This window comes from Arthrobacter sp. UYEF3 (assembly GCF_040546245.1).
Lineage (GTDB): Bacteria > Actinomycetota > Actinomycetes > Actinomycetales > Micrococcaceae > Arthrobacter.
Genome location: NZ_JBEPNK010000006.1, coordinates 60,500 through 83,899, shown reverse-complemented (window position 1 = coordinate 83,899; position 23,400 = coordinate 60,500). Strand labels below are relative to the sequence as shown.

Genomic DNA, 23,400 nt, shown 5'->3' with positions numbered 1-23,400 from the left:
CTGAACCCGCACTGTTATCCCGCCCGATATCCCGCCTGCGGCGGGGGTGCCCCGGTTTAGCGCCCGTACGGGTACTGGGCGGACGGGTTGGCGAAAGGCTGCTGCTTCCGGAAGTAGGGGGAGGTCGCCGGCAGGTACAGCATCACGATGCCCGCAATGCCTGCCAGCACCGCGAGGGTGCCGATGCTCAGCGGGAGCAGGCTGAAGATCGACAGTACGGCGAAGACCGTGCCGAGAATCCGTGCCCAGTTCCTGCCCTTGCGGACGTTGAGCGCCACAAGCGCGTAGAGGGCCACGCTGATCACGGCGAACACCACGATTGTCCCGGTCAGGAAGGGCTTGACGTCATTGAAATTGACGGCCGCGCCGCTTGCCGCCATCTGCTGCTGGAACATGTCCCGCAAGGCCGGGGTGTCCAGGGCACCAATGGACAGCAGGAGGGAGAGGACCCAGATTGCGCCGGAGGCGACAATCAGCCAGAAAGCGATATTGACGAGCCTGGGCACAGCACCGGGGGTCTGCTGCTGACCGTAGGGTGATTGAGCATAGGGGGACTGGCCGTAGCCCGGCGCCTGCTGGCCGTACTGCGGTGCGTTCTGGCCGTAGCCCGGCGCCTGCTGGCCGTACTGCGGTGCGTTCTGGCCGTACTGCGGGGCCGGGGCCTGCTGGCCGTACTGCGGAGCCGGCTTGCCCGACTCGGACCCGTCCGGGCTGGAAGGCTCGACTGGCGGGATACTCATGGCGGTCCTTTGCGTTTCTGTGGCGGAATGGGCTACCGGACCGGTGTCGCACCCTGCCCAGCGTGGTCTAACTCCACGGTACCCCGGCCCTGCCGAGGTTTGGGTCATTCCTCAGCGGTATTCTCGCCCACTGCATCCGCCGTCGCCGTGCGGGGTATTCTCCGGCTCAGTCGGGACTAGAGCCGGCCAGTGAAGGAGTTGAACCACGACTGCGAGTTGGGCAGCCACATCAGCACGGTCGCGGCCAGGCTAATGACAAAGCCGGGCCAGCTGCCGCCTCCGGCGATACCCGTACTGAAGGCTGCGAGGACAAGGCTGACGCTGGCGGCGATGGTCAGCGCAAAGCGGGCCCACGCCCAGCCCTCCTTCATCTTCATCGCGAGCGTGACCTGCGCACCCGCCAAGGCGAGGGCAACCAGCACCAGCAGCAGCAGCAGGATGCCCGCCGGCGGCGACACCACAAACAGAACCACCGCGCCGAAAAGCCCGATCACTCCCGCGAGCAGTCCCAGCAGGCCTCCGACCACCCACACCCAGTAGGAGATCTTCAGTTCAGGGGGCATCGCCGGGACGGTGAACATCCCGGAATAGCCGCCCGCAGGCAGGACGTCATGGAAGGTCCGCGGTCGGTGGGCGGGCCACTCAAAGCGGAACCCGCCCGGCCAGCCCGGCCCGACCGGCTGGCCGGACGCCCCGCCTAGCCGTTCCCCGCCCGGCGGTAAGCCACCCGGTTGCGGGGGAGTGCCCCGTGGCTGCTCGGGTTCGGAGGCGTCGCCGGGATTGCTCATGATTTTCACTTTAGACTCCGGGACCAGTGCTTCCTAGCGGACTCCTTCGGCGGTGCCATGTCGTCGCAAGGAGAAAGACGGAACACCGCGGGGGTCGGCCCGCTTAAGCCAAACACCCCGCTCCATCCGGGGATGGGGCGGGGCGTTTGGAAGCGTCTCCGGCGAGCGCCGGAGGAGCCTGTCCGCCCTCAGGGGGCGGCGCGGACTACGCTGCGGGGGCGATGAAGGCCAGTTCGAGGTTGATGGCAACCTTGTCGCTGACCAGCACGCCACCGGCGTCGAGGACTGCGTTCCAGGTCAGGCCGAAGTCCTTGCGGCTGATGGTGGTTTCGGCGGTCAGGCCGGCGCGGGTGTTGCCGAACGGGTCAACGGCCACGCCGTTGAGTTCGGTGTCCAGCGCCACCGGGTGGGTGACACCCTTAATGGTCAGGTCGCCCAGCAGCTCGTAGGCGTCGCCCTTGGCGACGATGGCGGTGGAGACAAAGGAGATCTCCGGGAACTTCTCGACGTCGAAGAAGTCCTCGCCGCGGACGTGGCCGTCGCGGTTGGCGTCGCCTGAGTCGAAGCTCGCGGTCTTGATGGTGGCGTTCACCTTGGAATCGATGACGTAGTTGGCGAGGTCCAGGGTCGCGTCGGCTTCCTTGAACTGGCCGCGGACCTTGCTGATGCCTGCGTGGCGGACGCTGAAGCCGATTTCGCTGTGCGAAGGGTCGAGGGTCCAGGTGCCGGTGGTGAGGTTGGTAGGAAGTGCCATGGGGGTTCTCCTTGGGTCGGGTGGGTGGTGCTCAGGTTCGACTGAGCCCAGGCCGAAGCTCCATTTGTTGAAGTCTCAACTAACTGCTCCACCCAGTATAAACATGCATTTGCATCTTTTATTCCGTCGCCGGGGAACATTTCTCAAAAAGTTTGAGTTCTACCTTTCGTAGAAGATTTCGCCATTGCCCCTGCCCTTTGAGAAACTGGTAGACATGCCCCAAGCCACTGTTCATTTGCTCCGCCACGGCGAGGTCCACAACCCCGAAGGTGTCCTGTATGGCAGGCTGCCGGAGTTCCACCTCTCCGAGCTGGGCCAGGAGATGGCCCGAACGTTAGCGGAACACTTCAGTGACCGCGCCGCACAGGGGGCCAGGATCGTGCATCTTGTAGCCTCCCCGCTGACCCGCGCCCAGGAAACCGCCGAGCCGATCTCGCGGGCGCTCAACCTTGACATCGTGACCGAGGAACGGATCATCGAGGCCGCCAACTACTTCGAGGGGCTCCAGGTTTCCAAGGGCGAACTCTTTAAGCCCAAGCACTGGCGGATGCTGCGCAACCCGCTGCGTCCGTCCTGGGGCGAGCCGTACCGCGAGCAAGCGGCGCGGGTGACCGCCGCAGTGCAGGACGCGCGGCTGCGGGCCATTGAACTCGGCGGCGCCGGCGCGGAGGCCATCCTGGTCAGCCACCAGTTGCCTATCTGGGCCGCCCGTCTCAGCGCCGAGGGCCGGCCGTTATGGCATGACCCGCGGAAACGCGAGTGCACCCTGACCTCCGTAACGTCGCTCGTGTTCGACGACGCCGGGAGGCTGCTGCGCGTCGACTACAGCGAGCCCGCTTCCGCCCTTCTGCCCGGTGCGTCCAGCACCCCGGGAGCCTGAGCATGTACGGGAAGGGTCCGCGACTGAGCCGCCGCAGCCTCCTCACCGCCGGCGGCGGTGCGCTTGCCGTTGTGCTGGGTCTGTCCGGCTGCGCCCAGGAGGACGCCCTCGCCAAGCAAGCCAAGGCGGGCGACAACAAGAACTACGTCGCCGGTGACGGCTCGGTGACCGAATTCGCCGTCGCCGACCGGAAAGCGCCGGTGGACATCAAGGGGACGCTGTTTGACGGCACCGCCGTCACGGCGTCGGACTTCCCGGGCAAGGTCACGGTGCTCAACTTCTGGTTCGCCGCCTGCGCCCCGTGCCGGGTGGAGGCGCCGTCGCTGGAGGCCCTGCACCAGGAGTTTAAAGACCTCGGCGTGCAGTTCTTCGGCGTCAACCTGCGCGATGAGAAGCCGACGGCGGAAGCGTTCGATAAGACCTTCAACCTGACGTATCGGAGCTTCAACGACAAGGACGGGGCCGTCCTGCTGGCCGTTTCCGGGCTGGTCCCGCCCGGCGCGGTCCCCACCACGCTGGTCCTCGACAAGCAGGGCCGGGTCGCGTCCCGGGTGCTCGGCGAAATCCAGAAGGGCACCCTGAAATCCCTCATCGCCGCCGCCGTGGCCGAGTAAGGCCGGCATCGTGAATAGCCCCTTCGCCGAAGCAATCCTGAGCGGTTCGCTGCTGCTTGCCATCCCGGTGGCGCTGCTGGCCGGACTCGTATCCTTCCTTTCGCCCTGCGTGCTGCCGCTGGTGCCCGGCTACCTCGGCTACGTGACCGGGCTGACCGGCGTCGACCTGCAGAAGCAGAAGCGCGGCCGGATGCTCGCCGGCATCGGGCTGTTCGTGCTCGGCTTCTCGGTGATCTTCGTCCTCCTCGGGGGCGCCTTCGGCCAGCTCGGAACGCTGATCACCGGCTCGCAGAACGCGTGGATCACGCAGCTGCTGGGCGGCCTCGTGATCGTGATGGGTATCGTCTTCATGGGCGGCTTCGGCTGGCTGCAACGCGACGCGAAGATCCACGCCAAACCGCCGGCCGGGCTGTGGGGCGCACCGCTGCTGGGCATCACCTTCGGACTGGGCTGGGCGCCGTGCATCGGCCCGACCTATTCGGCCGTCCAGCTGCTGAGCCTTTCCGGCGGATCTTCCGCGGCGAAAGGCGCCCTCCTGGCCTTCGTTTATAGCCTTGGCCTGGGCATTCCATTCCTGCTGATCGCCCTGGCCATGCGCCGCGGCATCGGCGTGCTGTCCTTCTTCCGCAAGCACCGGTTCGCCATCCAGCGCACCGGTGGCGGCATCCTGATTGTGCTCGGCCTGCTGATGGCCAGCGGGGTGTGGGGAGCCTGGGTGTCCGGGCTGCAGTACTGGTTCCAAACCGATGTGACATTGCCGATCTGATGAGCGAGCGAGTGAACGTAAAGAAGAAATCCCCGGCCCCCGGCACGCCCGAGCCCGGCACCGGCCCCGCCAGGGCTGTTTCCGCCGGCAGGGCAGACGCTGCCCTGCCCTCGCTCGGACCGGTGGGCATGCTCCGCTGGGCCTGGACGCAGCTCACCAGCATGCGCACCGCGCTGTTCCTGCTGCTGCTGCTCGCCGTCGCCGCCGTACCCGGATCGCTGTTCCCGCAGCGGCCCGCCAACCCCTCGATCGTCACCCAGTACATCAAGGACCACCCGGACTACGGCAAGATCCTGGACTCGCTGCAGCTCTACGACGTGTACTCCTCAGCGTGGTTCTCGGCCATCTACATCCTGCTGTTCATCTCGCTGATCGGCTGCGTGGTGCCGCGCGCCATCGCCCACTACAAGGCAATGCGCTCCCAGCCGCCGCGCACCCCGGCCAGGCTGTCCCGGCTGCCCGAGTACGGCACCCTGGTCATCCCCGCCGACGCCGGGATCCCGGCGTCGGGCGCCATTGACGACGCAGCGGCACTGCTGAAGAAGCGCGGCTACCGGGTGGAGGTCCGGGACCGCGACGGCGCGCGGCCCTCGCTCGGCGCGGAACGCGGCTTCTTCAGGGAGGTCGGTAACTTGGTCTTCCACACCGCTCTGATCGGCGTGCTGGTGTCCGTCGCGGCCGGCGGCCTGTTCGGCTACAGCGGGCAGCGGATCCTGGTCGAGGGCGACACCTTCGTGAACACCCTGGTGGGCTACGACCAGTTCACCCCGGGCACCAATTTTCAGAGCGGCCAGCTGCAGCCCTATTCCATCCAGCTGGACAAGTTCCAGATCACCTTTGACCGCGAATCCAAGGGCAAATTTGGCCAGCCGATCGACTTCAAGGCTGATGTGACCACCAAGGAAAACCCGGACGCGCCCGCCAAGCAGGAGGTGCTGAAGGTCAACGATCCGCTCAGCCTGGGCGGCACCAGCATCTACCTGACCGGCAACGGCTATGCCCCGGTGGTCACGGTGCGCGACGGCGCCGGCAATGTCGCCATGCAGGGACCGGTAGTGGCCAAGCTGCAGGGCGAGAACTACTACTCCTCGGTGGTCATCAAGGTCCCCGATGCCAAGCCCGAGCAGCTGGCCTTCGCGGGCTTCTTCCTGCCGACCGCGTTCGTCACCCCGGAGGGCGTGTCCTTCAGCGGCGATCCTGACTTGTTCAACCCGCAGCTGACGCTTAACTCCTACTACGGCGACCTCGGGCTGGACAGCGGCACTCCGCAGAATGTGTTTGAGCTCGACGTGAAGAAGCTGACGCCGCTGAACGCGCGCAACCTGGACACCAAGGGCATCGTGCTGACCCCTGGTGCCACCCACACCCTGCCGGACGGCAAGGGCACCATCACGTTCGACGGCGTGAAGCGCTACGTCGGCGTGGACATCCACCACAACCCCGGCCAGGGCTACGCGCTGTTTTTCGCACTGCTCGCGGTCGCCGGACTCGTCATCTCGCTCTACGTCAACCGCCGCCGCGTCTGGGTCCGCACCGGAACCCACGAGGACGGCCGGACCATGGTGGAGTACGGCCTCCTGGCCCGGGGCGAGGACCACCGGCTGGCCGGCGAAGCCAGCGCCATCCGCGGCCTGCTGGCGGCCGCCTGGCCGCTGGACGACGTCGATTCCCAGCCTGTTCCCAGCGCGAAGGCGGATAATGGCCGGGCGGAGACCTGCCCGAGCGGGGCAGCTGGCACGCCGACGTCCCTGGAACAACCCGCAGCAGACTCCATCCAGTCCACAGCAGGCTCTCCTGAGTCAAAGAAGGATCAGTAATGTTCCCCATCAACGAAACCATGGGCCAGTACAGCGAGCTCTTCATGCTGCTGGCGGCCGGCACGTACACGGTGGCCTTCATCGCCTTCGCCTGGGACCTGGCCAAGAGCAGCAAGATGCTGCGAGCGGTGGACCTGAAGGCGGCTGAACTGTCAGGCGCCGAGGCCGCGCGTGTACCGGTCGGCGCCGGCGTCGGGGCTTCATCCGCTGCCCTTGACCGCGCCGACTCCGACGTCAGCGGCCCGGCCGGGCGCGCCGAGCGTCCGACGTCGTCCGCTGCGGGCAGCCAGGGCGGCGGCGCGGGCCAGACCGCCGACGGCGCCATGCGCTACTCCGCCGAGCGGCGCGCTCCCGCCCGGATTGCCGTCGCCCTGACGGTGCTGGGTGCCGCGATCCACGCGGCGGGCGTCATCACCAGGGCCCTCGGCGCGGGCCGGGTGCCGTGGGGCAACATGTACGAGTTCCTGACCACGGGTGCGTTCGTGGCCGTGGCGGTCTTCCTGCTGGTCCTGATCCGCCGAGATCTGCGCTTCCTGGGAACCTTCGTGGTGGGCCTCGCGATCATTATGCTCGTGGCCGCCTCCATCTCGTTCTGGACGCCCGTGGGACACCTCGTGCCGGCGCTGCAGAGCTACTGGCTGATCATCCACGTCTCCATCGCGGTGATGTCCTCGGCGCTGTTCACATTGACGTTCGCCATGTCCGCGCTGCAACTCGTGCAGTCGCACCGGCAAAAGGCCATCGCCGCCGGCGGTGCCGACAAGCTCGGCTTCATGCGCCTTGTCCCGAACGCCCTGAGCCTGGAGAACCTGTCCTACCGCATCAACGCGATCGCGTTCGTCGGCTGGACGTTCACCCTCATGTTCGGCGCCATCTGGGCCGAGAAGGCCTGGGGCCGGTTCTGGGGCTGGGACACCAAAGAAGTCTGGACCTTCGTGATCTGGGTGGTCTACGCAGGTTACCTGCACGCCCGCGCCACCCGCGGCTGGACCGGGACCCGAGCGGCCTGGCTCTCGATCGTGGGCTACCTGTGCGTGGTCTTTAACTTCACCATCGTCAACCAGTTCTTCAACGGCCTGCACTCCTACTCGGGACTGTAGGGTCCCTTCACCGGGCTTGTGACGGGTACGCGGGCTTAGGTGCCGGCGCCCGGTGCCGACGGCTCCGCGGGCGCAGGTGCCGCGTCGATTCGCCATTCAGGTCAGATGGGTCGACATTCCCATGTCGGACCGGGGGCGGGCACCCAGCCGCGTTCCACTAAAGCTGCCCGCACCTTGGTCACGGCTGTCGGCTCCATGCTGTAGGCGAACGGGGTCAGATCCCACTGAGTCAGCACAACAACCCGCCACCCGGCATCCCTCGCGTTCTCGTCCCGGACGATGTCACTGCGACGCTGTGCCGGAGTGGAATGGTGCCCGCCGTCGTATTGGATAGCGATCCTTTCTTCCGCGTAGGAGAGATCGGGGTCCTGGATCCAACCGCCGGTCTCGTCGAATATCGGGACGTTGATTCCGGGTTCAGGCAGGCCATGTCGAACCTGCAGAAACCGGAGTTCGGTTTCTTTAGGCGAGTCCGTGCCGGCTCGGATCAGGGCGCGGGCCTGTATGGCGCGCCGGTAGCCTGGCCTGCCTTGCTTCCCTTCGAGATACGCCTCCAACTTGTCTATCGCGGTCAAGTGGTTCCGCCGCCGGAACAGGAAATCGCCGGCAATAACCAGTTCATCGAGGCTCAGAATGCAGGCGAGGTCGAACCACGTCCGCAATGGGGAGGTGCAGCGGACCCGGGTGCCGGCCACGATCTCGTCTGGCTCTAGTGAATGCTCATGGCCCTTTACGTTCTTGCGCCGCGGCGCCCGCCGGCCCGGCGGACTTGTCAGATGGACGACGGCCGGGTTCTCGAAAGCCTGAGGTAGTGGGAATCCCCCTAACGCAGCTGCGGATAGATGGCTCACGACCGCGCCGGTGACAGCTGCCAGGGAACGTGCGCGTTCAAGCAAACTGTCCGGGGTAGCGGCTAAAGCGCGCACTCCATGACAGGGGCTGACGAGATCACGAGCCCGGCTGCGACGTCTGCCCAGCCCGGCAGCGCGGGCCTCTGCCACGGTGAAGGGCTGGCTTCGAAGATGCGGGGGAAGTTCGCTGGGCTGGCGCATATGAGCATTCTGCGCCCGAGAGGAGGGGACACCAGCGTTATCCACAGAGGGGGCAGGGTGTGGGGGAGAAGTGCGCGTACGTGGGGCAGTTGGCCTGGGTGCCCTCGTGGCAGCGGTTTGCCGGAATTAGCCGCAACTAAGGCTTGGATTCCGGCCATTTGTGGGGAACGGGGCGGGAAGGTGCCGCTGGGAGGAAGGGAACGTGCCGAGGGAGAAAGAGGTGCTGGCGAGGAACGGGAGAGGGTTATTTGACCTCGTCGGTGCCCTGTGCGGAGTCGCCGCTGCCGTGGGTTCCGCCGGAGTCCGGGCTACGGGAGTCGTCAGTGCCGTTGCGGAGTCCGCGTTCCTTGGCATCCAGCTCGTCCTGAAGCTTCTTGAGCCGGGCCGCCTCGGCCTGGTTGCGACGGCGCTGCTCCAGGTTGTGGAGGAAGTCGGGGTCATCATCCGGGGCGGTCGGGTGCCGGTACGTGGCAGGAGTGGCTTCCGCGCCGCCGTCGCGGGGGCGGCCGATGAGGAACCACAGGATGGCCCCGATCACGGGGAGGAGAATCTGCACCACAAACCAGGCTGGCTTGGAAATGCCCTTAGTCTGGCGTGCGTCAGTCCGGATCAGGTCGATCAATCCGTAGACAAAGACGACTAGCACGATGATTGGTACCACAACACGGAGCATAGCTTCAGTTTAGCCTCCGCGGGGGTTTCCGGCGCTTGGCCCGCGAGGGTCGGCCTGCAGCGACCGGCCGACGGGGCCGGGCGACAGGGGCCCCGCCCACCAGGGCAGCCGCGGCCGGCCCGGGACGGCTAAACTGGGAGCGTGGCTTTCCTGAAATACTCCCTGATCCGTCTGGCGTTGTTCCTGCCGTTGTTCGCGCTGTTTATCTATCTGCAGCTGGGCTGGCTGCTCGCCGCGCTCTGCGCCGGAATGATGGCCTTCGCGATTAGCTTCCTGTTTTTCCAGCGGCAGCGCGACGCGGCCACCGCCTCGATCCACACCCGCTTCTCCGGCCAGGCCAAGCCTTTGCGCAGCGCGGGGGAGGTCGACGACGCCGACGCGGAGGACCGCCTCGTCGACGAGCACCCGGACGTTACCGTGCACACCGACAGCCGCCCGAAGGACCAGAAAGGCTCCTAGGCCGGGCGGAACCCGCCGGACCTCGCCCGCCGCGGGGAACCCTCAAGCCCGCCCTAGAACCCGCGGCTTAACACCAGCCCGAGCGAGAACAGCACGGCGTAGCCAAGGTTGATCAGCCCGGTCTGCTTCAGCACCGGGATCAGGCTTTTGCGGCGTCGTCCCGAAATCATCAGCCAGGACGGCATCAGGATGGCCGGAATAAGCAGCAGCACGATGAGCATCCACGGTCGGGCCGGTGCCAGCACGATCACCAGCAGGATCGCGACCGCGAGCATGAGCACGTAGCTTTCCCGGGCGTGCTTGTCGCCGAGCCGTACGGCGAGGGTCTTCTTTCCCGCGACCCGGTCGGTGGGGATGTCCCGGACATTGTTAGCCATCAGGAGGGCGCAGGCGATCAGTCCCGTGCCGATGGCGCCGACGACGGCCTCCCCGCTGAGTCGTCCGGCCTGCGTGTACGTGGTGCCCAGCGTCGCCACCAGCCCAAAGAACACAAACACGAACAAGTCGCCCAGCCCGAGGTACCCGTACGGGTTCTTGCCCCCGGTGTAGCCCCACGCGGCGAAAACGCAGCCCAAACCCACGAGGATCAGCCACCACGCCTGGGTGATGATGACCAGGGCCAGCCCGAACAGCATCGCCAGGCCGAACGCCGCGAACGCCGCACGCTTGACGTGCTCCGGCTTCGCGACGCCGGAGCCGACCAGCCGGAGCGGGCCCACCCGGTCCTCGTCCGTGCCGCGGATGCCGTCGGAATAGTCGTTGGCGTAGTTGACCCCGAGTTGGAGCAGAAGTGCCACCATGGCGGCCAGCAGCGCGTTGACGGGACGGAACGCATCCATCGCATAGGCGGCTGCGGACCCGATCAGGACCGGCGCGATCGCAGCCGGCAGGGTGCGCATCCGGGCGCCTTGGATCCATTGTGCGGCTGTGGCCACGTTCAGTACCTCGTTGATTCGGTGAAGATCTGGTCGGTCAGACTTGAGTGATGCTTTTCTATTTTCCCTGATGCCGGGCGTCCAGCAGACCGGTCATGCTCAGCCGGTCCGGTTTGCCGTTGGGCAGCATGATGAGCTCGGCGGCCGCCAGGACGGTTTTTGGCGCCAGCCGTCCCAGGCCATCGTGCCGCCTTGAGGTGAAGTCCTGGATGCCTGCCGGCGAGCTGTCTTCCAGCGCCACGTAGGCGGCGAGGGCCTGCCCCCACTCCGCTGACGGCACGCCGGCGACAAACGCGGCCCGGACGCCGTCGAGCTTCTCCAGCTCCGTCCGGACGTGCGCTGCGGAGACCTTGACGCCGCCGGTGATGATGACGTCGTCGGCGCGGCCCAGCACGGTGAGCCGCCCGTCCTGGCCCACCTCGCCGAGATCATTGGTGCTGTACCAGCGGACGCCGTCCTCCTCGACGAAGGCCGGCGCCGTCAACCCGGGCGCGTCCAGATAACCGGCGGCTATGGTGGACCCGCCCAGCAGGATGCGCCCGTCCCCGCCCAGTTTTATCTCGACGCCGTCCAGCGGCACGCCGTCGTACACACAGCCGCCGCAGGTTTCGGCGGAACCGTAGGTGGTCACCACCCGGACGCCGGCATCACGGGCCGCCGCGAGCAGCTGAGCCGAGGCGGGCGCGCCGCCCAGCAGGATCGCGTTGAAGCGCCGGAGCACGGCCAGCGTCTCCGCGGCGGGTTCCTCCAGCAGCCGTTGCAGCTGCGTGGGAACCAGCGAGGTGAGCCGGATTTTATCCGTGAGCTCCGCGGCCGCCGCCGTGAAGGCCTCCGGGGTGAACCCGCCGGAGAGGTCCATCGCCCACGGCCGGGTGCCGGCGAACAGCGAACGGACCAGCACCTGGACGCCGGCCACAAACTGCACCGGGAGCGCCAGCAGCCACTGGCCTTCACCCCTGAGCGCCAGTGCCGTCGCCATCGAGGAGGCCGCCAGGGCCTCGGCCGTCAGGACCGTGGCCTTGGGTGTTCCGGTAGAGCCTGACGTCCGCACGACGACGGCGGCGTCCTCGAATCCCGGGGTTTCCACCAAGGTGACGACGGGGGAGCCGTCCGCGCCCGCGGACAGCTCGACGGCGGGCCCCTCACCGCGGAGGGCGGCAGCGAGGGCTGCGAGGGCGGGTTCGATGGTCACGGATCCGGAAGTCATGGCGGCCTTAGAAGTAGTGCGGGAACTTGGACCAGTCAGGATCGCGCTTCTCCAGGAAGGCCTCTTTGCCCTCCACCGCCTCGTCCGTCATGTAGGCCAGCCGCGTCGCCTCCCCGGCGAAGACCTGCTGGCCGGCCAGGCCGTCATCTGCGAGGTTGAAGGCGAACTTGAGCATCCGGATGGCCTGCGGCGACTGCCGGGCGATGTCCGCGGCGTATTCCAGCGCCACCTCTTCGAGCCGCTCGTGGTCCACGGCCTCGTTCACGGCGCCCAGCCGGACCATGTCCTCAGCGGAATATTCGCGGGCCAGGAAGAAGATTTCGCGGGCGGACTTCTGGCCGATCTGGCGTGCCAGCAGCGCCGAGCCGTAGCCGGCGTCGAAGCTGCCCACCGTCGCATCGGTCTGCTTGAACTTGCCGTGCTGCCGGGAGGCGATGGTGAGGTCGGAGACGACGTGCAGTGAGTGACCGCCGCCGGCCGCCCAGCCGTTGACGACGGCGATGACCACCTTGGGCATGGTGCGCATCAGCCGCTGGACCTCGAGGATGTGCAGCCGGCCGGCGCGGGCCGGGTCGATGGTCTCTATGGTGTCGCCCTCGGCTGTGTTCTGTACTGCATACCGGTACCCGTCCCTGCCGCGGATCCGCTGGTCTCCGCCGGAGCAGAATGAGTGGCCGCCGTCCTTGGCCGAGGGACCGTTGCCGGTAAGCAGGACCGTGGCAACGTCCGGAGTCATCCGGGCGTGGTCCATGGCCCGGTAGAGCTCGTCCACGGTGCCGGGGCGGAAGGCGTTACGGACCTCCGGACGGTTGAAGGCGATCCGGACGGTGGACAGGTCCCGCACCACCGAGCCATCCGCGGACCGCTCCACCTGCCGGTGATACGTCATGTCCTGGAAGTCGTCGAAGCCGGACACGGTGCGCCAGCGGGATGGGTCAAAGACGTCGGATACTTTGGCGGGGATTTCGTTGCTCACACTCCGAGTCTAGTAATCGGCTCAGCTGATGCAGAACTCGTTGCCCTCCGGGTCCGCCATGGTGTGCCAGGAATGCGGTCCCTCGTTGGCGGTCCACAGGAACGTGGCGCCGCGGGCTTCCAAGCCGGCGCGGACCGCGTCCTTGTCCGCACCGGACAGATTCACGTCCCAATGAACCCTGTTCTTGACTCTTTTTTGCTCCGGCGCCGTCTGGAACAGGATCCGGCGGGTGGGCGGCTTGGCGTCGAGGTCCTCCGGCGGACGAATAGCGGCGCCGGCCCGCCAGACCAGCTTCCCCTGGTGCAGCTTCGTTTCCGCGTCCGTCGCGTAACCCTGCTTGATCATGGACCGGATAAAGTCCGCGTCCTGCGGCTCCACCGCCCAGTCGAGGGTTTCAGCCCACCAGTCCGCGAGGCCGTGCGGATCGACGCAGTCGACAGCAATCTGGATGTTCAATGCCATGAGAGAAACCTACGACGGCGGCGCCCGCGGCGCTAGGTGCCGGGGAAGGTCCCGGCCAGCGTTGCTTGGGCTGTCCTTGGACTTAACGCAATTGCTCGAGGATTTCCGGCGGGATGGCGTAGATGAAGATGACGGCCAGCAGGTTCTTCGCGGCGTGGACGAAGTAGGAGAACATGACGTTCTTGCCGGTCCAGACGTAGACGAACACCAGGGTGGCGCCCATGGCAAGGTACGGCATCAGGACCGGCAGGGTCAGCGCCTCCTGGCCCACGATGTGCAGGGCCGCGAACAGTACGACGGAGAGGGCGCAGCAGAGCCAGATGTTCAGCTTCCGGCTCAGCTTGCCGATCAGCAGGTGCCGGAAAATGTACTCCTCCACGAAGGGGCCTACCACCACCAGCAGCGGCACCATCAGCCACGCCGGGACCTGCTGCATGAGGGCCTGCAGTCCGGCCTGGTTGGCGGAGGTCTGTGGCACCCCGGCGAGGGCTGCCAGCACCGCGGTCAGGACCATCGCGGCCACCACCGCCACCGGCACCATCAGCAACGTGAACCACGGGCGGGTGGCCAGCACGCGCAGATCCCGGCCCGCCACGCGGCGTGCCGCGGCCAGGGCGAGCAGGCCGATGCTGCCGTAAAAGAACAGATTGACGGCGTACGACGCCACCGCCGGGTTCGGCGAGAGCTGCAACAGCAGCGGGCCCAGCAGCCCGGAAGCGGTGGTGAAGAACGCGGCCACGGCCGCATAGAACCCCGCCGTGATCAGGTCCAGCCGGGAAAAAGCGTACAGTTCCGGACGCGGCAGAGGGAGTTGACGGAGGGCGGTGTCCATAACATCAGCCTAACGTCGACCCGGTCCGGGATGTTGCCCGCGTCACGGTACGGCCCCCACAGCTAGTAGAATAGATGAGCCGAGCGACGCTCCGAGCCCTTGAGGGCTCCGGTGCCACCGCTGACCCCCCACCCCGGGCTTGTTTCCGCTTCCATGCGGCCGGGGCCCGCGTTCCCGTCCCGGCAAGACCCTAGCTACAAGGAACTGTTGTGCCGAAAAGTACTTCCATCGAACCTCAGAACGCGCCGGCGCAGACCGCCGTCGCCGACCCAACACTAGCGCCGAGGGCTACAAGAAGTCCCTGACCGGCCGCCAGGTCACCATGATCGCCATGGGCGGCGCCATCGGCGTCGGCCTCTTCATGGGCGCCGGCGGCCGACTGGCCTCCACCGGCCCCGCCTTGATTTTTTCCTACGCCATCGCCGGCGTCCTCGCCTACCTGCTGATGCGTGCCCTGGGCGAACTCATCATGTACCGCCAGACTTCCGGCTCCTTTGTCAGCTACGCCGGCGAGATGTTCGGCAAGAAGGGCGCCTACCTGTCCGGCTGGATGTACTTCATCAACTGGGCCATGACGGGCATTGCGGAGCTGATCGCGATCGGCCTGTACTTCCAGTTCTTCTTCCCCAACGTGCCCGTGGAACTGAGCGCCATCGCAGCGCTGCTGCTCCTCGTAGGGGTGAATCTGTTGAGCGTCAAGGCGTTCGGAGAGTTTGAATTCTGGGCCTCGGTCCTGAAAGTCGCGGCCATCCTGATCTTCCTGGCCGTCGGCACCTTCATGGTGGTCACCAACGCCAGGGTCGGCGACGGCCATGCCTCTGTGTCGAACCTCTTCGCGGCCGACGGCGGGATGTTCCCTAAGGGCGCCCTGGTCATGATCCTGGTGCTCAACGCGGTGATCTTCGCCTACAACGCCATCGAACTTGTCGGCATCACCGCCGGCGAGATGGAGGACCCGGCCAAGGAAGTCCCGAAGGCCATCCGCGCCGTCGTGATCCGCATCGTCGTGTTCTACATCGGCTCGGTGACCCTCCTTGCCATGCTGCTGCCTTCCGACCAGTACAAAGCCGGCACCTCACCGTTCGTCACCGTTTTCGGTCAGATGGGCCTGGCGTGGATGGGCGACGTCATGAACTTGATCGTCATCACCGCGGCGCTGTCGTCCTGCAACACCGGGCTGTATTCGATCGGCCGGATCTTCCGCACCATGGCCAACAACGGGCATGCCCCGCAGTGGCTGACCCGGATGTCCAAGAACCACGTGCCCTACGCCGCGATCCTGGCGATCGGCTGCGTCTATCTGATCGGCATCCTGCTCAACATCTGGCTCGGCGGCTCGCACGCCTTCGACCTCGCACTGAACACCGCCTCGATCGGCGTCATCTTCACCTGGGGGTCGATCTTCGCCAGCCAGATCGCGCTGCGGAGGATCAAGGGCAAGGCCTCGCCACTGCCCATGCCGGGTTCCCCATGGACCAGTTGGGCCGGAATAGTGGCGCTGCTGGCAGTCACGGGGCTGATCGGTTTCGACACCATGACCAGCAAGTCCGGCGAGGTCTTCCAGCTGGGACTCTGGACCCTGGCGACCATCCCGTTCTTCGCAGTGGTGCTCTGGCTCGGCTGGCAGAAGGTCAAGAACAACGAACCCAAGAACGAGCTGTTCAGCTAGCACCGACCGCCGTCGTCTAACACCGTCGTCGTCTCCGGCATCGATTGCTCCGCAAGTGCCCTATTGGGGCCTCAAAAGGGCCTCTGGGGAGCAATCGACGGGGTTTGGGACTCACACTTTGAGATGCCGGGCGAAGTGGTCCTCGATCCGGCGCCAGGCCTCGGGCGCGGACCGCGGATCCGGGCCGATGCCGAGCACCCGGAAGAGCGGCCGCAGCGGCAGCGGACCGGCCGGTGCGTCACTGAGGAAGGAGTGCCCGGCCGTCTCGAACTCCTTGATATCGTGTTCCACGCCCACCCGGTGAAGCACGGCCGCGAGTTTCGCCGCCTCACCTGGAAGCATGCGGTCCTTCGCCCCGAAGTTGCCTACGATGGGGCAGGCACCTGCCAGCGCCGCCTCGGGCTCCTTGGGGAGCCTTCCGTAGTTCACGGCCGCGGCGTCGAAGCCGTCATTGGCCAGCAGCAGGGCGAAGCCGCCGCCCATGCAGAAACCGATGACGCCGATTTTTCCCGTGCTGCGGCCGGAGTCCAACAGCCACTGCCGGGTCGTCGACAAGTCGGTAAACGCCCGCCCCTCCCCGGCGACGAGCGATCGCATGGTCGAAACCAGGCAGCGGCGGGCGCCGCCGTCGCTGAACAGGTCCACGGCCAGGGTTAGATAGCCGGCGGCCGCCATCCGTTCCGCATGCCGGACCGTGATGTCGTCGAGGCCGAAGACCTCGTGGATCATCAGGACCGAAGGGAACGGCCCGTCCCCTTCCGGCGCCGCCAGGTAGCCGCGCAACACCGGCGAGCCACCTGCCGCGATGCTGGCCCGGCTGAGATCGACATTGTGCAAATCCGGGCCGTTGCCCATGCGTGCTCCCTTGTCAGTACCGTCGCAGTGCTGGTGACGTATTCAGTCTTGCATCCGGGCACAAGAAACGGCGCCGGGCATCCCCCAAAGGAATGCTCGACGCCGTCGCTGTTGACGCCTTCTAGGTGGGGACTAGTCCCGCTTGACGGCGTCCTTAACGTTCTCGCCGACCTTCTTCGCGTCAGCGACGACCTGGTCTTTCTGGCCCTCGGCCTTGAGGCGGTCATTGTTCGTGGCATTTCCGGTAGCTTCCTTGGCCTTGCCGCCGAGGTGCTCCGCTTCGTTCTGAATCTTGTCTCCGATACCCATGGTGTGTAAACCTTTCGTTTCCGGTTGACATGGACGCGCCTTCACCATAACACAAAGCATGCTTACTAATTCCAGATGACCTGCCAGTATTCCGCCCCGGAACTGGGGATTCCGCCGGGCCGGGCTAGGCTCGGATGCATGGAGCTCAAAACCACCATCACCCAGCACATCAGGGCCAGCGCGGACAAGGTGTGGGCTGTCGTGACGGACGTTCCGGGCTCGGCGGCGACGCTGACCGCGGTGGAATCCGTCCAGCTGCTTACGGAGGGCCCCTACGCCAAGGGAACCCGGTGGAAGGAGACGCGGACCCTGCTGGGCCGGTCCGAAACCCTGGAAATGTGGGTCTCCCGGTGCGAGCCTCCCGCCGGGGATCGTTCTGGCGGCCCGGCCGGCAGCACCACGGTCCAGGCCCGCCAGAACGGCACCGATTACACCTCCCGGTTCAGCATTGCCGAGCGCGACGGCGGGACGGACCTCACGCTGACCTTCGCCGCCGCCCGGGTGGGCTCCGGCCGGGTGGGCTCCGCCCGGGTGGGCTCCGGCCGGCTGGGCAAGGCGCTGATGACTGTGTTCGGTCCGCTCGGGATGCGCATCACCCGCAAGGGCCTCGCCCGGGATCTGGCGGAGATAGCTGCCAGGGCGGAGGCGCAGTGATGGCGGCCGCTTCCAGCAAGCCCAAGGTCGCTCCACCGCGCCTGACTCCGGTCCGGCTGGCGGACCTCGTGCAGGATGCGGCGCCGGAATTCCGGCGCGGGGAGCGCTACGACGGGTTCGCGTACAGCCGGGCGGCGGCTGACGGGCTGGAGCTCAGCGGTACCGATTTCGCCGAGTGCGAGTTCAGCGGAGTCTCCCTCAACGAAACCCAGTTGCGCGGCGCGACCTTTCGCGACTGCATCTTGGCCGAGCCTTTTGCCCCAGTTTTCATGGCGGCTCGTTCAAGCCTGCGCGACGTCGAGATCCGTAATCCCCGCTGGGGCTCGGCGGAACTGTACGAGAGTGGCTGGCAGTCCGTGCGGCTCGACGGCGGCAAGCTGGACTACGTCAATCTCCGTGGCTCCACACTCGTGGACGTGCAAATCAGTGATTGCATCATCAATGAACTGGACCTAGGTTCGTGTTCGGCTACCCGTGTGGCGCTGAAAAATTGCACCATCGGCAGCCTGGACCTCAGCGGTGCCCGGCTCAAGGATGTCGACCTTCGGGGCACGGAGTTCCGGTCGGTCAGCGGCCTCGGCAGCCTCGCAGGACTGGTAGTCGATGAGTACCAACTCACCCTGCTCGCGCCGCTCCTGGCCCACCACCTCGGCCTCATCGTCGCCTGAGCCGTCACCTGGGACTCAGTCCGGGCCGTCACCGCGTCATCCGGGGCCGCCCGGTTGACCGCCATGACCCGCCGTGTAATCGTTATAGAACGAACGGTCGGTAATTTATCCTGCCGGCCCTGCTCCCTTGGTGAAGGATGTTCTCATGGTCGAGGCTTTTCTTGTTGGCGGTGCCCGCACTCCCGTGGGTCGTTATGGCGGCGCGCTTTCCGCGGTACGTCCCGATGACCTGGCGGCGCTGGTGGTCCGCGAAGCCGTGGCCCGCGCCGGCGTGGACCCGGACTTCATCGACGAGGTCATTCTGGGCAACGCCAACGGCGCCGGCGAGGAAAACCGTAACGTCGCCCGGATGGCCACCATCCTGGCCGGCCTTCCCCTGCATATCCCCGGAATCACCGTCAACAGGCTTTGCGCGTCCGGCCTGAGCGCCATCATCATGGCCAGCCAGATGATCAAGTCCGGCGCCGCGGACATTGTGGTGGCCGGCGGTGTCGAGTCCATGAGCCGGGCCCCCTGGGTCCAGGAAAAGCCGCAGGCCGCGTTCGCCAAGCCGGGCCAGATCTTCGACACCTCGATCGGCTGGCGCTTCGTCAACCCCTTGTTCCAGAAGGGCGATCTGTCCCGCGGCAGCAAGATGACTTATTCCATGCCGGAAACCGCCGAGGAAGTAGCCCGCGTGGACGGCATTTCCCGCGAGGACGCCGACGCCTTCGCCGTCCGTTCCCACGAACTCTCGCTCGCCGCGATAGCCGGCGGACGCTTCGCTGACGAGATCGTGCCGGTGACGGTCAAGACCCGGAAGGCGGAGACGGTGGTGGACACCGACGAGGGGCCGCGCGCAGGCACCACCATGGAGGTGCTCGCCGGGCTGCGCCCCGTCGTCGCCGGCGGTTCCGTGGTCACTGCCGGGAACTCCTCCACCCTGAACGACGGCGCCTCCGCGATTATCGTCGCCTCCGAAGCCGCGATCCGAAAGCTGGGCCTCACTCCGCGTGCCCGCATCATCGACGGCGCCTCCGCCGGTTGCGAACCCGAAATCATGGGCATCGGGCCCGTCCCGGCCACGCAAAAGGTGCTCGCCCGGGCCGGGCTGGGAGTGGGTGACCTCGGCGCCGTCGAACTCAACGAAGCGTTTGCCACCCAGTCGCTGGCCAGCATGCGCCGGCTCGGGCTGGACCCGGAGATCGTAAACCGCGACGGCGGAGCGATCTCCCTCGGGCACCCGCTCGGATCGTCGGGCTCCCGGCTCGCCATCACCCTGCTGGGCCGGATGGAACGTGAGGATGCCAAGATCGGCCTCGCCACCATGTGCATCGGCGTCGGCCAGGGCACCGCCATGCTGCTGGAGCGCGTCTAATGGCGGAGCGGCCCGGCGGGTTGGATACCGCGGGCTTCGGCACGCTTCTGGTCGAGGAACACGAAGACCGGCTGGTGGTGCTGCTCAACCGCCCTGAGGTCCGCAACGCGATTGACCAACAGATGGTCGATGAGCTGCACCGGGTCTGCGCGTATCTGGAACAGACGCCCAAGGTGCTCATCCTTGCGGGCACCGAAGGAGTATTCGCCTCCGGCGCGGACATTGCGCAGCTGCGGGAACGCCGCCGCGACGACGCCCTGCAGGGGATTAACTCGACGATCTTCGTGCGGATCGGCAAGCTGCCGATGCCGGTCATTGCTGCCCTCGACGGCTTCTGCCTCGGCGGCGGCGCCGAGCTGGCCTACGCGGCCGACTTCCGGATCGGCACCCCCGGGATCCGGATCGGAAACCCCGAGACGGGCCTTGGTATCCTGGCCGCCGCCGGGGCCAGCTGGCGCCTCAAGGAGCTGGTGGGGGAGCCCGTGGCCAAGGAGATCCTGCTGGCCGGAGCGGTGCTGCGCGCCGACCGGGCGCTCTCCGTCGGGCTCATCACCGAGATCCACGAACCCGCGCAGCTGATGGACGCCGCCCATGATCTGGCGGACCGGATCGGCCGGCAGGACCCGCTGGCGGTGCGGATCACCAAGTCCGTGTTCCATGCCCCGGCGGAGGCGCACCCGCTGATCGACCAGTTGGCGCAGGGAATCCTCTTCGAATCGCAAGCGAAATTCGACCGCATGCAGGACTTTCTGGACAAAAAATCGGCCAAGAAATCCGCAGCGTCAGACCCCACTCCGGACCGGAAGAAGTAGACATGAGCAACTCCGTACTCCCCGCAAAACTGCCCGACGGCGGCCTTCCCCACTTCGTGGGCGTGCTCGGCGGCGGCCGGATGGGCGCCGGCATCGCCCACGCCTTCCTGATCAACGGCGCCAACGTCCTCGTCGTCGAACGTGACGAGGAATCCGCCGAAGCGGCCCGCGAACGGGTGGAATCGGCGGCGGCCAAGAGCATCGAACGCGGCGCAATCGACGGCAACCTGGACGAGATGGTCTCCCGGCTCGCAGTGACAGTGGACTACGACGATTTCAAGGACCGCGAGCTCGTTATCGAGGCCGTACCCGAGGACTGGGACCTGAAGGTGTCCTCGCTGCGGGGGATCGAGGAACGGCTCGCCGCGGACGCCTACCTCGCCTCCAACACGTCATCGCTTTCGGTCAACGGTCTGGCGCGGGAGCTGAAGCGGCCGCAGAATTTCCTGGGCCTGCACTTCTTCAACCCGGTCCCCGCGTCCACCCTGATCGAAGTGGTCCTCGGCGAGCGGACCGGGGAGACCCTCGCGCACGCCGCCCGGGGGTGGGTGGAGGCACTCGGGAAGACCGCCGTCGTGGTCAACGACGCCCCCGGCTTCGCGTCCTCCCGCCTAGGTGTGGCCATCGCCCTTGAGGCGATGCGGATGGTGGAAGAAGGCGTCGCGTCGGCCGAGGACATCGACAACGCCATGGTCCTGGGCTACAAGCACCCCACCGGGCCGCTGCGCACCACCGACATCGTGGGTCTGGACGTACGGCTCGGCATCGCCGAATACCTGGCCTCCACACTGGGTGAACGTTTCGCGCCGCCGCAGATCCTCCGGGACAAGGTGGCCCGCGGCGAACTCGGGCGGAAGTCCGGCAAGGGCTTCTTCGACTGGGCCGACTGAGCCCGCCGGCGTGGTTACCTCGGGGCCCGCGAGTCGAGCGCCTTTTTCATCCCGTCCATGGCGGGACGGGCAAGTGACTGGAATGCCGGCTTCACGAATGGTTCGGCGAGCTTGAGCCATCCCTTGAGCTGGAATTCGGCCGTGTACCGCACCTCCGCACCGGAACCGGACGTCCGGACATCGATGGTGTCCACGGAGATGACGGTCTTGTTTTCACCGCGCAGTTTGATGACGGTTCCTGCCAGCTCCACGACCTCGTAGATCAGCGTCTGCCGTTTGCCGCGGAACTCCGCTTCGGCGTGATAGCGGTGTCCCACCGCCACCGGGCCGTCGGAGAGCTTTTTCACCACCGGGGTTCCGGGGTCCCACTCCGGGGTGTGCTCGAAAGCTGCGAGATACGCGAAGGCCTCGCCGGCCTCCAGTGTGGTGCGGACCGTGCCGGTGACTGTGATCATGGCCCCAGCCTACCTACAACTTCGGGCCACGGGCGGGGGCGTGCGCGGATCGCCGGTGATCCTTTGGGCCGCCGCTTCCCGCGTCTAGGATGGGCGGGTGACTACCCCGGCGCCGCCCCGCATTGAACCGATCACCCTCACCGGCAGGTTCGTGGTCCTGGAGCCGTTGAGCCGGGACCACCACGACGGGCTGGTGGACGCGGTCCGGGACGGCGAACTCTGGCGACTTTGGTACACCTCCGTCCCCGCCCCGGAGGCGATGGCCGCGGAGATCGACCGGCGCCTGGAACTTCAGGATCAAGGCTCGATGCTGCCGTTCACCACCCGGCTGCTCGATCCGGTCACCGGAACCCCCGGACAGGCCATCGGCATGACCACGTACATGAACATCGACGCCGCCACGCCGCGGGTGGAGATCGGTTCCACTTGGAACGCCGCCTCTGCGCACGGCGGCGGCAGCAACCCGGACTCCAAGTTGCTGTTGCTGCGGCACGCCTTCGAAACACTCGGCTGCCCCGCGGTCGAATTCCGCACCCACTGGCTCAACCACCAGTCCCGCGAGGCGATCGCGCGGCTGGGCGCCAAACAGGACGGCGTGCTGCGCAGCCACACAAGAACGGACGACGGCGCGCTGCGCGACACCGTGGTGTTTTCGATCCTGGAGCATGAGTGGCCGATGGTCCGCAATGGCCTTGAGGCCCGGCTGACCAAACGGCGCTAACGGGCGGAATAGACGTGGGCGCCGTTCAGCGCTGTGAGGTACGCCTTATAGCCCGCGGCGTTCGGGTGGAAGTTATCGGGACTGCCCAGGTTGGCAAGGTCCAGATTGATCCACGGAGTTACCGAGTTGATGCCGTGGCCACGGAAAGCAGCCCTGACGTCGACGTACGCCGCTCCCGTGGCGCCGGCGGCAACGGTGATGGACCCGTTCAGACCATCAGCCAGACGAGCGGCCTGGTAGATGAAGACGGACATCGGATCAGCTGGATTGGGGATTACCGGGTCGTAGAGGTAAGGGTAACCGGTCACCACAATCTTGGCGTTGGGCGCGGCAGCCTGAACCCTCTGGACCATCGAGGCCACATCGCCGGCGAGTTGTCCGCTGGCGATCTGGGCCGCCGCGTCAGAGCTGGCCTTGGCGCACAGCGGAGCGACCGTGGGATCGAGCACGGCAGCGCCGCACGTCGTGACGATATCCGCAAACTTGAGGTTGTTGCCGCCCGCCGTAATGGTCACCAGTTCCGTGCTCTTGTTCAACTGGCGCAACTGGGTGTTCACGACGTCCTGGGTCGTTGTGCCGCTGCAGGCCGCGTTCCTGACCAGCTTGATGGCCTTGGCGTCCGCGGCGAGTTCGGAGTAGGCGTTCTCACTTCGGTAACAAGCATCCAGATATGGGCCGGCTCCCTGCCCGGCCGCGTAGGAGTCGCCCAGCGCAATGTATTTGGTCTTGTCCAGGGCCTGTGCCGGGACCGCCGCCAAACCGACCGCCATCGCCAGAGTGGCGAGACCGGCCGCCAGCGCCGTCCGCCGGCGTCGAAGTTTCAAAGTTCCCATGGTGTTCTCCTCGGTAGCACGCAGGTTCAGCCCCCGTGCCGCGCCGAGGTGACAGTCCCGGCAGCCGGCGGGCCGAAAAAGAACCCGGCAGCTACCGGATTCACCGCAACCCTACGCCGGTG

Annotated in this window: 26 protein-coding genes and 1 pseudogene; 13 read left to right on the top strand and 14 right to left on the bottom strand. The window is 66.7% G+C overall.

The genetic code is table 11. The features are described from left to right. Window positions 1-56: 56 nt before the first annotated feature. The 3 genes from ABIB14_RS06230 to ABIB14_RS06220 all read right to left on the bottom strand — a co-directional run bounded on the left by ABIB14_RS06230 (window position 57) and on the right by ABIB14_RS06220 (window position 2,282). Window positions 57-740: a hypothetical protein gene (locus ABIB14_RS06230; protein WP_354234943.1), complete on the bottom strand. Its 684-nt coding sequence runs from the start codon at window positions 738-740 to the stop codon at window positions 57-59. Between the two features lie 176 nt (window positions 741-916). Next, the gene (locus ABIB14_RS06225; protein WP_354234941.1) at window positions 917-1,528 is read right to left on the bottom strand and encodes a hypothetical protein; all 612 of its coding nucleotides are present in this window, start codon (window positions 1,526-1,528) and stop codon (window positions 917-919) included. Window positions 1,529-1,733: 205 nt separating this feature from the next. After that, entirely contained in the window at window positions 1,734-2,282 is a 549-nt protein-coding gene (locus ABIB14_RS06220; protein ID WP_354234939.1) for a YceI family protein, read from the bottom strand. A 214-nt stretch (window positions 2,283-2,496) separates the two neighbouring features. Between ABIB14_RS06220 and ABIB14_RS06215 the strand changes: the two genes are divergently transcribed. From ABIB14_RS06215 to ccsB, 5 genes are read left to right on the top strand one after another with little or no spacing between them, the layout of a single operon-like run. Continuing rightward, window positions 2,497-3,162, top strand: coding sequence for a histidine phosphatase family protein (locus tag ABIB14_RS06215; protein ID WP_354234938.1), 666 nt, complete (start codon window positions 2,497-2,499; stop codon window positions 3,160-3,162). Between the two features lie 2 nt (window positions 3,163-3,164). Beyond that, window positions 3,165-3,776 carry a TlpA family protein disulfide reductase gene (locus ABIB14_RS06210; protein ID WP_354234936.1) on the top strand — a complete coding sequence of 204 codons (612 nt, stop codon included), beginning with the start codon at window positions 3,165-3,167 and terminating at the stop codon, window positions 3,774-3,776. A gap of 10 nt (window positions 3,777-3,786) precedes the next feature. Further along, the gene (locus ABIB14_RS06205; RefSeq protein ID WP_354234934.1) at window positions 3,787-4,542 is read left to right on the top strand and encodes a cytochrome c biogenesis CcdA family protein; all 756 of its coding nucleotides are present in this window, start codon (window positions 3,787-3,789) and stop codon (window positions 4,540-4,542) included. Beyond that, entirely contained in the window at window positions 4,542-6,359 is a 1,818-nt protein-coding gene (resB, locus tag ABIB14_RS06200; protein WP_354234932.1) for a cytochrome c biogenesis protein ResB, read from the top strand. The genes ABIB14_RS06205 and resB overlap by 1 nt, the downstream gene beginning before the upstream one ends. Continuing rightward, window positions 6,359-7,459 (top strand): c-type cytochrome biogenesis protein CcsB, encoded by a 1,101-nt coding sequence (gene ccsB, locus ABIB14_RS06195; protein WP_354234930.1) that lies wholly within the window; start codon window positions 6,359-6,361, stop codon window positions 7,457-7,459. The genes resB and ccsB overlap by 1 nt, the downstream gene beginning before the upstream one ends. A gap of 101 nt (window positions 7,460-7,560) precedes the next feature. Here ccsB and ABIB14_RS06190 read toward each other — a convergent pair whose 3' ends face one another. Continuing rightward, the gene (locus ABIB14_RS06190; protein WP_354234928.1) at window positions 7,561-8,355 is read right to left on the bottom strand and encodes a hypothetical protein; all 795 of its coding nucleotides are present in this window, start codon (window positions 8,353-8,355) and stop codon (window positions 7,561-7,563) included. Between the two features lie 400 nt (window positions 8,356-8,755). After that, the gene (locus tag ABIB14_RS06185; protein WP_354234926.1) at window positions 8,756-9,184 is read right to left on the bottom strand and encodes a PLD nuclease N-terminal domain-containing protein; all 429 of its coding nucleotides are present in this window, start codon (window positions 9,182-9,184) and stop codon (window positions 8,756-8,758) included. 141 nt (window positions 9,185-9,325) lie between these two features. Here ABIB14_RS06185 and ABIB14_RS06180 point away from each other — a divergent pair, with 141 nt between their 5' ends. Further along, window positions 9,326-9,643 (top strand): DUF4229 domain-containing protein, encoded by a 318-nt coding sequence (locus ABIB14_RS06180; protein ID WP_354234924.1) that lies wholly within the window; start codon window positions 9,326-9,328, stop codon window positions 9,641-9,643. A 53-nt stretch (window positions 9,644-9,696) separates the two neighbouring features. Here ABIB14_RS06180 and ABIB14_RS06175 read toward each other — a convergent pair whose 3' ends face one another. The 5 genes from ABIB14_RS06175 to ABIB14_RS06155 form a co-directional block, all read right to left on the bottom strand. Next, complete coding sequence (locus ABIB14_RS06175) at window positions 9,697-10,578, bottom strand: 1,4-dihydroxy-2-naphthoate polyprenyltransferase (RefSeq protein ID WP_354234922.1); 882 nt, start codon at window positions 10,576-10,578, stop codon at window positions 9,697-9,699. Window positions 10,579-10,636: 58 nt separating this feature from the next. Then, the gene (locus tag ABIB14_RS06170; RefSeq protein WP_354234920.1) at window positions 10,637-11,785 is read right to left on the bottom strand and encodes an AMP-binding protein; all 1,149 of its coding nucleotides are present in this window, start codon (window positions 11,783-11,785) and stop codon (window positions 10,637-10,639) included. Window positions 11,786-11,792: 7 nt separating this feature from the next. Beyond that, window positions 11,793-12,761 (bottom strand): 1,4-dihydroxy-2-naphthoyl-CoA synthase, encoded by a 969-nt coding sequence (locus ABIB14_RS06165; protein ID WP_354234918.1) that lies wholly within the window; start codon window positions 12,759-12,761, stop codon window positions 11,793-11,795. Window positions 12,762-12,782: 21 nt separating this feature from the next. Further along, the gene (locus ABIB14_RS06160) at window positions 12,783-13,223 is read right to left on the bottom strand and encodes a VOC family protein (protein WP_354234916.1); all 441 of its coding nucleotides are present in this window, start codon (window positions 13,221-13,223) and stop codon (window positions 12,783-12,785) included. Between the two features lie 82 nt (window positions 13,224-13,305). Further along, a complete protein-coding gene (locus tag ABIB14_RS06155) occupies window positions 13,306-14,055 on the bottom strand; it encodes a CPBP family intramembrane glutamic endopeptidase (RefSeq protein ID WP_354234914.1) in 750 nt (249 codons plus the stop codon). Between the two features lie 209 nt (window positions 14,056-14,264). Here ABIB14_RS06155 and ABIB14_RS06150 point away from each other — a divergent pair. Next, window positions 14,265-15,724: pseudogene (locus ABIB14_RS06150) on the top strand (amino acid permease). Between the two features lie 111 nt (window positions 15,725-15,835). On the opposite strand, the gene ABIB14_RS06145 reads toward ABIB14_RS06150, so the two are convergent. Together ABIB14_RS06145 and ABIB14_RS06140 are read right to left on the bottom strand one after the other, a co-directional pair. Then, complete coding sequence (locus ABIB14_RS06145) at window positions 15,836-16,579, bottom strand: dienelactone hydrolase family protein (protein ID WP_354234912.1); 744 nt, start codon at window positions 16,577-16,579, stop codon at window positions 15,836-15,838. A 132-nt stretch (window positions 16,580-16,711) separates the two neighbouring features. Then, window positions 16,712-16,888 (bottom strand): CsbD family protein, encoded by a 177-nt coding sequence (locus ABIB14_RS06140; protein WP_354234910.1) that lies wholly within the window; start codon window positions 16,886-16,888, stop codon window positions 16,712-16,714. Between the two features lie 138 nt (window positions 16,889-17,026). Here ABIB14_RS06140 and ABIB14_RS06135 point away from each other — a divergent pair, with 138 nt between their 5' ends. From ABIB14_RS06135 to ABIB14_RS06115, 5 genes are all read left to right on the top strand, one after another. After that, window positions 17,027-17,542: an SRPBCC family protein gene (locus tag ABIB14_RS06135; protein WP_354234908.1), complete on the top strand. Its 516-nt coding sequence runs from the start codon at window positions 17,027-17,029 to the stop codon at window positions 17,540-17,542. Further along, window positions 17,542-18,210: a pentapeptide repeat-containing protein gene (locus ABIB14_RS06130; protein ID WP_354234906.1), complete on the top strand. Its 669-nt coding sequence runs from the start codon at window positions 17,542-17,544 to the stop codon at window positions 18,208-18,210. The genes ABIB14_RS06135 and ABIB14_RS06130 overlap by 1 nt, the downstream gene beginning before the upstream one ends. 145 nt (window positions 18,211-18,355) lie before the next feature. After that, on the top strand, window positions 18,356-19,567 hold the full coding sequence (locus tag ABIB14_RS06125) for a thiolase family protein (RefSeq protein WP_354234904.1): 1,212 nt from the start codon (window positions 18,356-18,358) through the stop codon (window positions 19,565-19,567). Then, the gene (locus ABIB14_RS06120; RefSeq protein ID WP_354234902.1) at window positions 19,567-20,379 is read left to right on the top strand and encodes an enoyl-CoA hydratase/isomerase family protein; all 813 of its coding nucleotides are present in this window, start codon (window positions 19,567-19,569) and stop codon (window positions 20,377-20,379) included. Before ABIB14_RS06125 ends, ABIB14_RS06120 begins: the two co-directional genes overlap by 1 nt. 2 nt (window positions 20,380-20,381) lie before the next feature. Beyond that, window positions 20,382-21,269, top strand: a complete 888-nt coding sequence (locus ABIB14_RS06115) for a 3-hydroxyacyl-CoA dehydrogenase family protein (RefSeq protein WP_354234900.1) — start codon at window positions 20,382-20,384, stop codon at window positions 21,267-21,269. 14 nt (window positions 21,270-21,283) lie between these two features. Here ABIB14_RS06115 and ABIB14_RS06110 read toward each other — a convergent pair whose 3' ends face one another. After that, window positions 21,284-21,724: an SRPBCC family protein gene (locus ABIB14_RS06110; protein WP_354234898.1), complete on the bottom strand. Its 441-nt coding sequence runs from the start codon at window positions 21,722-21,724 to the stop codon at window positions 21,284-21,286. Between the two features lie 97 nt (window positions 21,725-21,821). On the opposite strand from ABIB14_RS06110, the gene ABIB14_RS06105 reads away from it, so the two are divergent. Next, the gene (locus tag ABIB14_RS06105) at window positions 21,822-22,445 is read left to right on the top strand and encodes a GNAT family N-acetyltransferase (RefSeq protein WP_354234896.1); all 624 of its coding nucleotides are present in this window, start codon (window positions 21,822-21,824) and stop codon (window positions 22,443-22,445) included. Here the strand turns inward: ABIB14_RS06105 and ABIB14_RS06100 are convergent. Further along, window positions 22,442-23,278, bottom strand: a complete 837-nt coding sequence (locus ABIB14_RS06100; protein WP_354234894.1) for an SGNH/GDSL hydrolase family protein — start codon at window positions 23,276-23,278, stop codon at window positions 22,442-22,444. The two genes, ABIB14_RS06105 and ABIB14_RS06100, sit on opposite strands and share 4 nt — an antisense overlap. Window positions 23,279-23,400 lie beyond the last annotated feature (122 nt).